Annotated in this window: 10 protein-coding genes; 4 read left to right on the top strand and 6 right to left on the bottom strand. The window is 41.7% G+C overall.

Annotated elements, in window-relative coordinates:
- Positions 1-4: 4 nt before the first annotated feature.
- Positions 5-1,078, bottom strand: a complete 1,074-nt coding sequence (nuoH, locus tag DSM08_RS04330) for an NADH-quinone oxidoreductase subunit NuoH (RefSeq protein ID WP_149525007.1) — start codon at positions 1,076-1,078, stop codon at positions 5-7.
- A gap of 248 nt (positions 1,079-1,326) precedes the next feature.
- Here nuoH and DSM08_RS04335 point away from each other — a divergent pair, with 248 nt between their 5' ends.
- The gene (locus DSM08_RS04335; protein ID WP_149525008.1) at positions 1,327-2,103 is read left to right on the top strand and encodes an META domain-containing protein; all 777 of its coding nucleotides are present in this window, start codon (positions 1,327-1,329) and stop codon (positions 2,101-2,103) included.
- Positions 2,104-2,514: 411 nt separating this feature from the next.
- On the opposite strand, the gene ispG is transcribed toward DSM08_RS04335, so the two are convergent.
- Together ispG and DSM08_RS04345 are read right to left on the bottom strand one after the other, a co-directional pair.
- Complete coding sequence (ispG, locus tag DSM08_RS04340; protein ID WP_149525009.1) at positions 2,515-4,521, bottom strand: (E)-4-hydroxy-3-methylbut-2-enyl-diphosphate synthase; 2,007 nt, start codon at positions 4,519-4,521, stop codon at positions 2,515-2,517.
- Between the two features lie 27 nt (positions 4,522-4,548).
- A complete protein-coding gene (locus DSM08_RS04345) occupies positions 4,549-5,481 on the bottom strand; it encodes a LiaI-LiaF-like domain-containing protein (protein ID WP_149525010.1) in 933 nt (310 codons plus the stop codon).
- Between the two features lie 211 nt (positions 5,482-5,692).
- On the opposite strand from DSM08_RS04345, the gene DSM08_RS04350 reads away from it, so the two are divergent.
- From DSM08_RS04350 to DSM08_RS04360, 3 genes are read left to right on the top strand one after another with little or no spacing between them, the layout of a single operon-like run.
- Entirely contained in the window at positions 5,693-6,427 is a 735-nt protein-coding gene (locus tag DSM08_RS04350) for an MlaE family ABC transporter permease (protein ID WP_149525011.1), read from the top strand.
- Positions 6,428-6,431: 4 nt separating this feature from the next.
- Entirely contained in the window at positions 6,432-7,190 is a 759-nt protein-coding gene (locus DSM08_RS04355; protein ID WP_149525012.1) for an ABC transporter ATP-binding protein, read from the top strand.
- Between the two features lie 55 nt (positions 7,191-7,245).
- Positions 7,246-8,148 carry a class I SAM-dependent methyltransferase gene (locus tag DSM08_RS04360; RefSeq protein WP_149527636.1) on the top strand — a complete coding sequence of 301 codons (903 nt, stop codon included), beginning with the start codon at positions 7,246-7,248 and terminating at the stop codon, positions 8,146-8,148.
- A 62-nt stretch (positions 8,149-8,210) separates the two neighbouring features.
- On the opposite strand, the gene DSM08_RS04365 is transcribed toward DSM08_RS04360, so the two are convergent.
- The 3 genes from DSM08_RS04365 to DSM08_RS04375 all read right to left on the bottom strand — a co-directional run bounded on the left by DSM08_RS04365 (position 8,211) and on the right by DSM08_RS04375 (position 13,475).
- Positions 8,211-9,992, bottom strand: coding sequence for a hypothetical protein (locus DSM08_RS04365; protein WP_149525013.1), 1,782 nt, complete (start codon positions 9,990-9,992; stop codon positions 8,211-8,213).
- A 734-nt stretch (positions 9,993-10,726) separates the two neighbouring features.
- Positions 10,727-11,569 (bottom strand): formyltetrahydrofolate deformylase, encoded by an 843-nt coding sequence (gene purU, locus DSM08_RS04370; RefSeq protein ID WP_149525014.1) that lies wholly within the window; start codon positions 11,567-11,569, stop codon positions 10,727-10,729.
- Between the two features lie 52 nt (positions 11,570-11,621).
- Complete coding sequence (locus tag DSM08_RS04375; RefSeq protein ID WP_149525015.1) at positions 11,622-13,475, bottom strand: DNA topoisomerase IV subunit B; 1,854 nt, start codon at positions 13,473-13,475, stop codon at positions 11,622-11,624.
- Between the last annotated feature and the right edge of the window lie 134 nt (positions 13,476-13,609).

The raw sequence follows: 13,609 nt of genomic DNA on the forward strand, positions 1-13,609 counted from the left end.
CACGTTACAGCATTACCATTATTCTCCAGATTCCCGAAATCGCCATACATGCGAAAGCAACAGGAATCAGGATTTTCCAACATAAAGTCATTAATTGATCCGCACGGAAGCGAGGTAGAGTCCATCGAATCCAAATTTGAATAGCAACAATAGTCAGGGACTTAATTAATGTCCAAAATATACCCCAATAAAGCCCTGTTGTCCAATCTGCCAAGCGTACTGACCCGATATTTGGCAGCGGCGTGTTCCATCCTCCTAAAAATATAACGACGCCTAGCATCGCAACGAGGAACATCATGGCATATTCCGCAAGGAAAATAAAAGCAAATCGAATGCCTCCATATTCCGTGTGGAACCCGCCGATCAGCTCACTCTCGGCTTCTGGTATATCGAACGGCGCTCTATTGCATTCTGCCAACGTGGCAATAAAGAAAACAACATAGCTAACGAGCAAATGCGGAGCTTGGAATATATGCCATCCCAATATGCCTCCTATTTCATTCACTTTCCAAAAACCTAGAAAATAAATATCCTGAGTAGCCAAGATTCCTTGGCTTAGTGCGATTTCATTTAGGTTGAGGGTCTGCGTAATCATGACAGCTGCAATCAAAGAAAGGCCCACCGGCAATTCGTAGGATATCATTTGCGAGATTGCACGAATAGAACCCAATAAAGAGTATTTGTTGTTGGAGCCCCAGCCAGCCATCAAAATACCGATGGCATCTATAGAAACAACCGCCATAATAAAAAAGAGCCCGGTATGTACATTGGCGGGCATAAAATTCGGCGCCCAGGGCACCACGCTAAAACCAATGAATACAGCAACGAATATGATTACAGGTGCTAAAGCGAACAATACTTTATCCGCGGCAGCTGGCGTAATCAATTCTTTTTGCAAAAGTTTTAGAATATCGGCGAAGGTCTGGAGCAAACCAAATTTGCCGGTTTCCATGGGGCCTAATCTATCTTGTACAAAACCCGCAATCTTCCGCTCTGCATATACGGCAAAGAGTGTGAATAGCGCAATAAATAAAAAAATGGCTACAGGTACGAGAATATAGATAAATAAGGAGTCCAAACTTCTTTTTAGAATAGTTCTTGATTAGCTACAAACATACGTAAATCGAGACAAATACGCCATAATAAATAAAAAATATACCAACTTAGTAGATTATTTCTTGGCCTGCTATTTGCCTCACTAAGAATAGTCAGATTTAATAAAAGAACACCATTATTTATTCAAATTTACAGACATTGTGTAGCACAAATGTTAAACCTTTCGTCTGTTTTGTGGTATTTATAGAAGAATTAAATAATATAAAGTATATGAAACAATCTATTTTAAGCATGCTTGCAGTATTCACCATTTTATTCGCTAGTTGTGGCGGCGCTAAGAATGTAGCGGGAAATGATGCAAATATTTCAAAATTAACAGGCCACAAATGGCAACTGATAGAAATAGGGGGAAAGGAAATTTCCACAGTCACTAAACGCACCTTGCATCTATCGCTTATCCCTTCGGAAAGTCGTTATGCCGTAACAGGGGGGTGTAATACCCTTAATGGTGCTTACTCCTTTACGAAGAAAGCGGGCGGTATTAAGTTCAGCCAAGGAATTTCAACAATGATGGCCTGCGATGACATGGAAATCGATCGCGAAGTGATTTCAGCAGTTACACAAACTTCCAAATACGCAATTGAGGACGAAATCCTAGTGTTGTATAAAGGAAACACGCCTTTAGCTAAGTTTAAAGCAGTAGCAGCAGACAGCGAACTTGCCGGAACTTGGGAATTGGATTATATCCAAGGCGGAAACACCCCATTCAATGAACTGTTTCCACAAGGAAAACCAACAATCAACTTTGATCTTAACGCTAAGAAAGTAAACGGAAAGGGCGCTTGTAATAACTATAATGCGACAGTAGAAATCAACGGTAGAAGTATCAAAATCGGCCCTGTTGCTTCAACACGTATGGGATGTCTAGGAAATGGTGAAGGCCTTTACTTCGAAACTTTACAAAAAGTAAATGTCATCAGCGTAAATGGAGATACCATGACCTTGATTATCGGCGATGTTGCGGTAATGAGATTCGCTAGACGTTAGGTTTTAGATATTAGATATTAGATTTTAGACATTAGAGCGTCTTGAACCAGGAAAGGAAGGGTGCAAGGATGTTCAGGATGCATTGTCTTTGAACCACGAAAGGAAGGGGGCTTTGTCTTTGAACCAGGAAAGGAAGGATGCAAGGATGATCAGGATACTGTTCATCTTTCTATCCTTCCTTTCTTGGTTCAGACTAGATTTTACACAGCTGACATTAGATAATAGACCGGCGCCTGTTAATCTTTATATCCTTCCTTTCCTGGTATTAAGAAATCCTTTTTTTCTTTCAACATGATCCTGCCAATCCTTAAATCCTTTCTTTCCTGGTTCAAAACAAATTACCCTTTCTAAACAAAGGTTCAAAATAAACCTCAATGCATAGCCATAGGTCTTTATACTAAATACTAACTACTAAATACTACCTTCCTCCACCCAAAGTCCATCAGATTTAATTATCTCGATCAGTTCATCTAAAGCGCGAGCAGAGCTAACATTTCTTTTTACGACTTCTTTGCTTCGATATAGTGTAATTTTATCGGGACCTGCACCTACATAACCATAGTCGGCGTCTGCCATTTCTCCAGGTCCATTGACGATACAACCCATAATGGCAATCTTTAAACCTTTTAAATGGTTAGTACGACTTCTTACCATCTGCGTAGTTTCTTGTAGGTCGAAGAGGGTTCGGCCGCAGCTAGGGCAGGAGATATACTCTGTTTTCGATATTCTGGAGCGTGTTGCTTGTAGAATACCAAAAGATACTGAGCTAAGTTTGTCGGTAGGTGTTGCCTCGCTATCAATCCAGATACCCGAGCCCAATCCATCGATCAACAAAGCACCCAAATCGGTAGCAGCATAAAGCTGGATCTTCGAGATAGGTTCTTCAGGGCTCATGACATCACCCATAGGACCCGAAAATTCTTCCTTCGGATAGCTACGTTTGATAATAACAGGATTATCTAATCCAATTTCCTGCAGATTCGCAAAGAACTGGCGCTGATCGGCCATTCCATGGATGTGATTGGTTTCTAAAACGAATACAACTGTCTCGTCCAGGGGTAGCTGCGAAAAGCTATCGCCCGCCAAATCATCATTCGAGATATGCACAAGGTTCAATACTGGATCTTTGTGCTCGGCAGCAACAAATTCCTGTAAACGATAAACCGGGTGTATATTGGTTTTATTCGCCAACTTAACCCAAGTTCCATAGTTATATAACTGTTTTAAGTTACCAGGCATCGTAAAGGAAGGCAAGCCGTCTGCGAGATATACAAAATCTACAGATTGATCGCCCATATGATACTTATCTAAAACAGCGTCATATTTATAACCCACATCCGTCAAGATAAATGGGTCCTTTAAGTTCTTTTTTGAAATATCGACCACGACACGTGGAACCAGGGAGCCGCCAATAAAAGCATTTACCTCCTTCGTCTCATAAGGCTTGGTCGTGATCTCGTTTGTTAATCTTAGAATTTCACGTTGAGCGACTGCTTGAATCTGTTTTTCACGTTTCGCATATCGATTTACTAATGCGATAGCGACTGGTGCTTCTTTTTCTGGTTCTTCGGTAAGCGATACACGAACCGTGTCACCAAGACCGTCTTCCAATAGTGTTCCAATACCCACTGCCGACTTAATACGTCCATCTTCGCCGTCACCAGCTTCTGTAACACCTAAGTGCAAAGGATAATTCATATTCTCCGCAACCATCTTCTCCACCAACAAACGATAGGCTTGCACCATCACTTGCGGATTGGAGGATTTCATCGAAACAACTAAATTATAGTAGTTCAAATCTTCACAGATGCGAATGAACTCTAATGCCGACTCCACCATTCCTTCCGGAGTGTCCCCGTACCGGCTCATAATACGATCGGAAAGAGAACCATGATTCGTCCCAATTCGCATCGCGGTGCCATACTCTTTACAGATTTTTACTAGGGGAGCAAACTTCTTATAGATACGATCAAGCTCTGCTTGATAGGCAATATCCGTATAGTCGATCTGGTCAAATTTCTTTTTATCGGCGTAGTTGCCTGGGTTCACACGAACTTTTTCAACAATGCGTGCAGCAACCTCCGCAGCATTTGGTGTAAAATGTATATCCGCAACAAGCGGGACATCGTAGCCCCGCTTGCGCAATTCATTTTTTATATTCGCTAAATTCTCCGCCTCCTTGATGCTCGGTGCAGTGATCCGTACATATTCACACCCCGCGTCAACCATCTTAATAGTTTGTTCTACAGATCCAAGCGTATCCATCGTATCAACGGTTGTCATACTTTGTATACGGATGGGGTGATGTGCACCCATAGGAATATTGCCTATTTGTACCTCTCGGGTTAGGAATCTGCTATAGGTAGTTTTGGAGTTGCAATAGCCGCCTCCTAAGTGTGCTGATGTAATACTGTCCATGCTAATGCAAAGTTAGCTATTTTCCCTTTAATAGCGTACGACAGTTAGGGAATTTGCGGCGCCGGAGATGACGATGTGATAGCGATTTGCTGCCTGGTCATATCCTGTGGATTTACGAACGTCGCCATCCTTATGCTCTATATCTTCAAGTTTATTGTTCGAGATGATACTATCATATTCCACCATGCAAGGAACGCCTTTCGGAATTTGCAAGTGTACTTGGGATGCGGCAGTATTTATTTCTAGCTCAGTTGTTCCTAGGGTAGGCGTAGGCAGCGATAAGGTCATTTTGCTAGCTCCCGAGTTCAACTCAAGTCTTTTGATTTTCAGTTTTTTGAAATCTCCTTCTACCGCTGCTGCACCAATATTGAACTCAAAGTTCCAAATTGGAGCCTCATTCAGACTCAACTCTACTAAATTATTGCTCTTTCCATTTCCTTTAATGCTCGAATTAAGTTCCAGCTTAGTCTTTGTCGTACCTGACTTATCCAAATTCAACTTCATGTTGCTGGCATTAGTAGATCCACTAAATAAGTTGGAGGAGTCTGCTTTGGTAACAAATCTATATTTAGCGGCTCCGCCGTTTATTGTCAGTTTCGCTTCTTGAACCTCCGAATTATAGTCTGCACGGACGGTCTTACTGTAACTTTTGTCCTTATCGTCTGTATTCTCAATAATAACGCTGTTGCCGATCATCGATTCGAAATTCGTATTGGCATTTTTGTCCGGATAAATTCCTTTAAAGAACACGAAAACACATAGGAGAATGTTGATCCCGGCTGTTAAATAGGTGCTATACGGTCGGTTCTGTAACAATAGGTTGAGACCAATTGAAACTAATAGGAGCGGCCAGAATCTTAAGACCTGTAAAAAATGAAAGTCGATGACACGGAAATTGTCTAATAGAAATACCAGTCCGATGAAGACTAACCATATACCTGTTGCTACTTTATTGTTCATTGTTAGTTTGTTTTGTTGTCCCAAAACTAGCACGATAATACAAATTAAATCACTTAAAATAGGTTATGCTAGGGATATTTTCGGTAAATCAATTAGATTTGTCGGTGAAAATAGTCGAGAGTAATTTGTATATTGAGAAATTAAAAAACAAATTGTTCTTCACTACGTTAAAAACAAGACTAAGAATCATAAAACGTAATAAAACCAACATATGATATTTTACTATTTTGGTGAGTACCTGTTACTATTGAAAAAGGTTTTCCGAAAACCTGAGAAATGGAAAATATACATAAGGGAAATTATTCATGAAATGACAGAGATAGGCGTAGGGTCTGTAGGGCTTATCGTGATTATCTCCACCTTTATTGGTGCCGTTATGACCATGCAGATTGCCTTTCAGTTGGTTTCTGATCTTATCCCTAGTTCCGTAATCGGACAGATTAACCGCGACTCCAATATTCTAGAATTAGGACCAACCATATCCGCATTAGTATTGATGGGAAAAGTTGGTAGTTCCATTTCATCACAAATCGGATCTATGCGGGTAACCGAGCAAATCGATGCCCTGGAAATCATGGGGATCAATGCTGCAGGATACCTTATCCTCCCAAAAATCATTGCCGGGGTAATCATGGTACCTGTGTTAGTAACAGTGGCCATTGGCTGTGCCTTGGTAGGTGGTTTATTTGGAGGGGTATTGTCCGGAGCGGTCAGTGCCGATGATTATATAGAAGGTGTCCAAGGTGGATTCAATGGTTTTACGGTGGCTGTTGCCATGGTCAAGGCATTTGTATTCGGCTTTATTATCACTTCTGTACCAGCTTACAAAGGGTTCTTCGTAAGAGGGGGCGCCTTGGAAGTAGGACAGGCAGGTACGCGCGCTGTAGTAATCGGATGTATCAGCATCTTGGCGTGTGACTACATCATTACCGCATTAATGTTATAATACAATGATTGAAGTTAAGAATATTCATAAATCTTTTGGCGATAACCATGTTTTAACCGGTATTGATGCGGTGTTCGAACCTGGAAAAGTAAGTTTGATCATTGGTGGATCCGGCTCAGGAAAGAGTACGCTCCTGAAATGTATTGTCGGTCTTCATGAACCTACCGAAGGCAAGGTGTTTTTCGATGGACAGGAATTCACGAAGATGAGTTTCGAGGAGAAGGTGCCTATTCGTAAGGAGATCGGGATGTTATTTCAAAACTCCGCGCTCTTTGATTCCATGACTGTAGAGCAGAATATTGTCTTTACCCTAGATATGTTCTCTGACATGAGCAGAGCAGAAAAGGTGGAGCGAGCAAATTTCTGTCTTGAGCGGGTAAATCTTGCCGGAAAAAATGATCTATATCCTTCTGAACTATCCGGAGGTATGAAGAAAAGGGTCGGTATTGCGCGTGCAATCAGCATGAATCCTAAATATTTATTTTGCGATGAGCCCAACTCTGGACTTGATCCTGCTACGTCTATTCTTATCGATGAATTGATACAAGAACTTACAGACGAGTTTAAATGTACTACCGTAGTCGTAACGCATGATATGAACTCGGTAATGGGTATCGGCGATTATATTCTATTCTTATTTAAAGGACAGAAATACTGGGAAGGCTCGAATCAGGATATGTTGAAGTCTGATAATAAAGAACTCAACGACTTCGTATTCGCCAGCCCGTTAATGAAAGCAGCCCGAGATACCATCAAGCAATAATGGGGGTATCCCGAATCTTTGCTCTAATTTTCTATCTTTGCAGAAAAATATCACATTGAATACTTCAACGCAAATACAACTACTTACTCCACAACACTGGAAAGATTACGAATTAATAGACTGTGGCGATTTTGAAAAACTAGAGCGCTTTGGTGACTTAATTCTTATTCGTCCGGAACCTCAAGCTGTTTGGCCAAAGAGCCTTTCTGAAGCTGAGTGGAATAAGCGTTATCATATTAAGTTTAAAGGTCGCTCGGCAACAAGCGGAGAGTGGTTAAAGAAGAACCCAAAGGCAGCAGATCGTTGGCATATTGAATATAAAAATTCCGATGTAGCTATCCGCTTCCGCCTGGGGCTAACCTCTTTTAAGCATGTGGGTATTTTTCCGGAGCAGGCAGTAAATTGGGACTATATTTCCAGTTCCATTAAATCTTTCAAAACTCCAAAACCCAAAGTACTCAATCTATTTGCTTATACAGGTGGCGCCTCGTTAATTGCGAAGGCGGCAGGTGCCGATACGACGCATGTCGACTCGATTAAGCAGGTCGTTACATGGGCGAATGAAAATCAGGAACTATCGGAACTTCAAGACATTCGTTGGGTTGTTGAAGATGCACTGAAGTTTGTGAAGCGAGAGTTGAAACGTGGAAATACCTACAACGGGATTATCCTCGACCCTCCAGCTTACGGACATGGTCCGAAGGGCGAGAAATGGAAACTCGAAGATCATATCATGGAGATGATGCGCGATGTTGTACAATTGCTGGATCCTAACGAGCACTTCCTTATTCTGAACACGTATTCATTAGGTTTTTCTTCTGTAATCGTAGAAAACTTGATAAAAACAGCCTACCCTAAGGTTGAAAATCTTGAAATCGGAGAGCTTTTTCTTCAGGCAACTGCTGGTCCTAAATTGCCATTAGGTGTCTTTGGAAAGTTCAGAAAAATAGCAAAATAGAAAAGGCCATCAATAGATGGCCAATTCCGTTTTCATAGGTAATAAGTATCTTCTCAACCGTCTTATTCAACCACAAGCGGTTTCAATTGTAATTCATAACGATTTAATTGTTCAAGGAAGTTCGCCTTCGATTCGCCGAATGCCTGCTGTACTTGCTCCTGCAATCCGCGATAGTAGGCAATGCCCTCTAACAACTGCGCATTGAATTTATTGATGTATTTCTTTTTCTTATTGTCTAGATCTGCTACGTTATTGTTGATGTAAGTGGCTAGGTGTTTTACATAGAGTTCTAGCTCATTCACAAAAAGCGATGGACGTTCCACGTTTTTTAAGACGTTTATTCGACCATAAATATGATCTACCATCTCCTTCAAACTGTAGACTTTCTTAAAGTAGGCGGTATTCGGACCCGGACAGATCGCAACAGCCTTACGTTCTCTAGGTTTTAAAATATCATATTTTAAATAGGCCGGAGCGGCTAATCCTTCGCAAAGGCACTGCTTTTCCACTATTTTATCAAATGCCTGCTGATATTCCGGTTGTGGCAGATCTTGTGCTTTCAGTTCCTTGATCTTCAGGTTTTGATACTGTCGAGAGGCTGTGCAGATCAATTCCTCGCCACAAACATTGCTGGAAACGAGATACTTTTTGGTACATGGGAAACCAGGTTTTCCCTGTTCGATACGCTGCAGGCGATTAATCTCTGCGGTGCTTTTTCTGAAATTGTTGAAAGGCACACCCAGCGGCGAGGCTTCACTGATATAGAAGTCGCTAGCATCTGCGCTCGCTAAATTCTGCAGGGTTTCTTCATCCACAGTCGTTGCTTCCGGAACCAGTAAAAATGGGGAACCCCAGCCAACTTGATCGACACCATAATGGTTCATCAAAAACTGGTGTTCCCGATTTGTACCTACACCACCTTGAACGGTGATTTTTAGGAGGGGTGTATCGTTAAAAATTATCCCTTTTTCTGCCAATGCTTGTTGGTACAATGGCAAAACCTCCTGAATCATATTAAGTTTATTTGTTTTAAACTCTTCTAGAATCGGGCCTAATAGGAAGCCTTCGGTGGCAAACGCATGTCCTCCACAGTTTAAGCCCGATTCGATACGGTATTCGGAAATCCAAATACCTTTCTTCGCTAAAAATTTAGCTTGAATAAGAGCAGATCGATAATCAGAGACTTTTAAGGTTATCTTCTTATCGAATGTTCCAGCGCTATTCGGCATAAAGGCTGGAAACTCAGCGAGGTAACTATACAACCTAGGATTCATCCCTGCAGACAAAACCACAGATGATCGTAAGTTACTGTTCGCAAATCCACGCAGGGCAGCCGAGGCATCGGAGAATTGTTCCGGAAGCATCTCGCCGTTCTTTGCATGGTTTATCTTGTCGACTTTAGACATGATGTTGACATCGATGTCGCCGGCGGTAATCTGTTCTTTAATAATTTCTGTAAGCGATTCCTTTTCTTGGCTAGGGTTTAGTGTCAGCCATGTGTTGAAAAGCTGCTTCAATCCCCCTTCCGGTAATAGTCGAAAATACTGTATCGCATGTTCATCCTTTAACCAATTCGCTCGCTTAATATGTCGAATTTGCTTATCGACTAAATCTTTAACCATGTTTAAATACGCGCTGATGCGGTTCGCCCGAGCATCAGGACTATATTTTTCAATCTCTTCGTAAGGTAGATTATGCTGTTTAGAATAGTAGGCTCTCAGTCTCTCAACGAGCTCATCGTCTACAATAGACATTACCGAGGAAATGCCGTATTGAGCTACTTTAAGCGGAGTGTCGACGGAAAAGGCCAATCCTAATACAGGAATGTGAAATGTATGGGTCATCTTCTTTATCTGTGCGTCGCAAATAGCAAAATTTTAAGCAAAGAAAAAGTAATGCAGCATAGGGGGAAATGTGATATGCATCACACCGACGAAATAGAAGCTCCCAAGCTTCGTTGGTTTACTTTCCTTTCAAAGCCCTTTCAAACCCCATATATAACCCTATCAAAGCCGCTTCCGAAGGGCTTTGATTTGGGAGTAAAAGAGGAATCAAATGGGGGATAGTGATCGAAGATATGAATATAGTATTTAGTAGTAAGTATTTAGTAGTTAGACCTAGGGCGTTTATAGATATTAGACATTAGATTTTAGATATTAGAGTATGGCGCCGATTAGGCGCATTTTTTGCAGGGCCATTTTGTTTTTAGCTAAAAAGGAAGAGAAAGTTTGTCTTGAACCAGGAAAGGAAGGATGCAAGGATAAACAGGATCGGGTCTAATGTCTAGTATCTAATCCGAAAGGAAGGGTGTATGGATTAGAGGTCAGGTATAGAGTTGGAGACGTTTAGTGAAACGTCTCTACGCATTGGCGTCCAATTGGCTTCTATACAATTTTGAACTATATAGGTGGTAATCATGACGAACCGCGTAGAGACGTTTCACTAAACGTCTCCTTTTAAACGTACGATGTCTATTCCCTGAAAAGACGTTATACCCGATCCTGCTCATCTTTTTCATCCTTCCTTTCCTGGTTCAAGACCGTCTAATGTCTAATATCTCACATTTAAAATCTAACTACTACTTAAAAACAATTGTCCTATTTCCATTCAGCATCACTCTATCCTCCGTCAGCAACTGTATAGCCCGTATGAGTACCGCTTTTTCGATTTCTTTTCCTGCTGTTCGCATACGTTGTACGTCGTAGCTGTGGTCGATTGACTTGGTGTTTTGCACGATGATGGGTCCTTCGTCGAGGTCGTCGGTGACATAGTGTGCGGTTGCTCCAATAATTTTTACACCCCGGTCATGCGCTTGCTGATATGGGTTTGCACCGATAAAGGCGGGCAAGAAGGAGTGGTGGATGTTTACGAGTTTACCTTTAAACTGGCTTACGAAGGTCGGCGATAAAATACGCATGAACTTCGCAAGGATAATATAATCGGGTTGGTAGGGTTTTATTGCTTCAGCAAGGTCGAATTCAAATTCCTCTTTAGATTTTCCTTCATGCGAGATATGATGGAAAGGAATATCGAACTTCTCCGTAAAATGTTGAAGCGTATCGTAGTTTCCGATGACTGCACCGACGTCGGCCTGTAGGGTCTTGAAATAATAGCGAACCAGAATATCCGCTAGGCAATGGTGTTCTTTGGTAACCAGGATAACGAGTTTCTTCTGTATATCCGGATTGATTGTCAGTTGGGTGCTCTCTGGAAGCTGCGCGGACAGGTCTTCTTGAAGTTTGCTTTTATTGTGCAATGTTCCACTACACACTACGCGTACGAAAAATTTACGATCGACTTCATCCACGAACTCGCGCATCGCAACAATGTTCAGATGATGCTGTGCCAATACATTGGAAATGATGGCCACGAGACCAACTGCATCCCTGCATTGGATGAGAATTAAAGTTTGATTATGCATGTTAGGTTAGGTTGTAAATATATGTAGGGGAGGAAATCCTCCCCCATATAGGTTATACGGCTTCTTTAGCCAGTTCTTCCTCAAGGTCAACTTCAACCCGTAGGTTGTTGACGATGTGCTGCTGACGATCTGGGGTATTTTTACCCATATAATACTCAAGCAACTGTGGAAGTTTATTGTCTTTTGAAAGGATAACAGGTTCTAAACGCATGTCATTCCCTATGAATAAACCGAATTCCGATGGTGAGATCTCTCCAAGACCTTTAAATCGTGTAATCTCAGGCTTGGCGCCCAATTTGGCGATCGCGCGCTGTCTTTCTTCATCAGAGTAACAGTAGATTGTTTCTTTCTTGTTTCTTACGCGGAATAATGGTGTTTGCAAGATGGAAACATGGCCCGCTTTCACTAAGTCTGGAAAGAACTGCAAGAAGAATGTCATCAGGAGCAGGCGAATGTGCATTCCGTCGACATCGGCATCCGTTGCGATTACGATATTGTTATAACGTAATCCTTCGATACCGTCTTCAATATTCAACGCATGTTGCAATAAATTGAACTCTTCATTTTCGTAGACAATCTTCTTGGTCAGACCGTAAGAGTTTAAGGGCTTACCTTTTAAACTGAAGACTGCTTGTGTTTGTACATCACGCGATTTGGTGATGGATCCACTTGCCGAGTCTCCCTCCGTGATGAATAAGGTAGTCTCTAAATTGCGTTCATGCTTATCGCTGAAGTGAATCTTACAATCCCTCAGTTTTCTATTGTGTAGCGAAGCTTTCTTCGCACGCTCATTAGCTAATTTCTTGATACCGGCAATATCTTTGCGCTCGCGCTCCGATTGCATGATACGTTTTAATAAAGCGTCTGCCGTTGCAGAATCTTTATGCAAATAATCATCCAATGCTTTCTTAACAAAGTCGTTGATGAAGGTTCTGACGGTCGGTCCGTCTGGTCCTACACTTTGGGAACCCAGTTTTGTCTTCGTCTGCGACTCGAAAACCGGTTCCTGAACTTTGATAGCGATTGCGCCAATGATAGAGGCACGTACGTCTGACGCATCAAATTCCTTTTTATAGAATTCGCGGATGGTTTTTACGAGCGCCTCGCGGAATGCTGCTTGATGTGTTCCTCCTTGTGTAGTATGCTGCCCGTTGACGAAGGAATAATACTCCTCCCCATATTGCTGACCATGGGTCAAAGCGATTTCGATATCCTCCCCACGTAAGTGGATAATAGGATAGCGCATGCCTTCTGTGTCGACATTGCGCTCTAATAGATCTTTAAGACCATTTTCTGAAATGAATTTCTCTCCGTTGAAGTTGATGGTCAATCCAGAGTTTAGAAACACGTAGTTCCAGATCATATTCTCTACAAATTCTAAACGATATTTGTAGTTCTTGAAAATAGAATCGTCAGGGTAGAAGGTTACGGATGTACCGTTTCTTTGCGTCGTTTCTTTTTGTTCATCGGTTAGTAGCTCGCCTTTGCTGAATAGGGCAATACGTGTTTGTCCTTGGCGGTAGGATTGTACGGTGAACTGGTTAGACAAGGCGTTTACTGCCTTTGTACCCACACCATTTAATCCTACTGACTTTTGAAAGGCTTTACTGTCATACTTACCACCGGTATTGATTTTTGAAACAACATCGACAACAGAACCAATAGGAATCCCACGACCATAATCTCGTACGGAAACCTTATTGTCGTTGACTGTAATATCAATCGTTTTGCCTGCACCCATTACGAACTCATCAATTGAGTTGTCCACAACTTCTTTTAGCAAAACATAAATACCGTCATCGTAAGCAGAACCATCTCCCAATTTACCGATGTACATACCTGGTCTTAACCGGATATGCTCTTTCCAATCGAGCGATCGTATACTGTCTTCGTTATATGCTGTCATAATTTATACTAGATATGAATGAACCATTGCAAAAATATAAAAAAACTTAACAGTAAACGTAATCAAGCTTTGCAGCATGTAGGAGTATCGTCGAGTCCTTTGTCGAATAATCCGCATTCTGCTAGAGGAAGTGG

The sequence above is a fragment of the Sphingobacterium hotanense genome (assembly GCF_008274825.1).
Lineage (GTDB): Bacteria > Bacteroidota > Bacteroidia > Sphingobacteriales > Sphingobacteriaceae > Sphingobacterium > Sphingobacterium hotanense.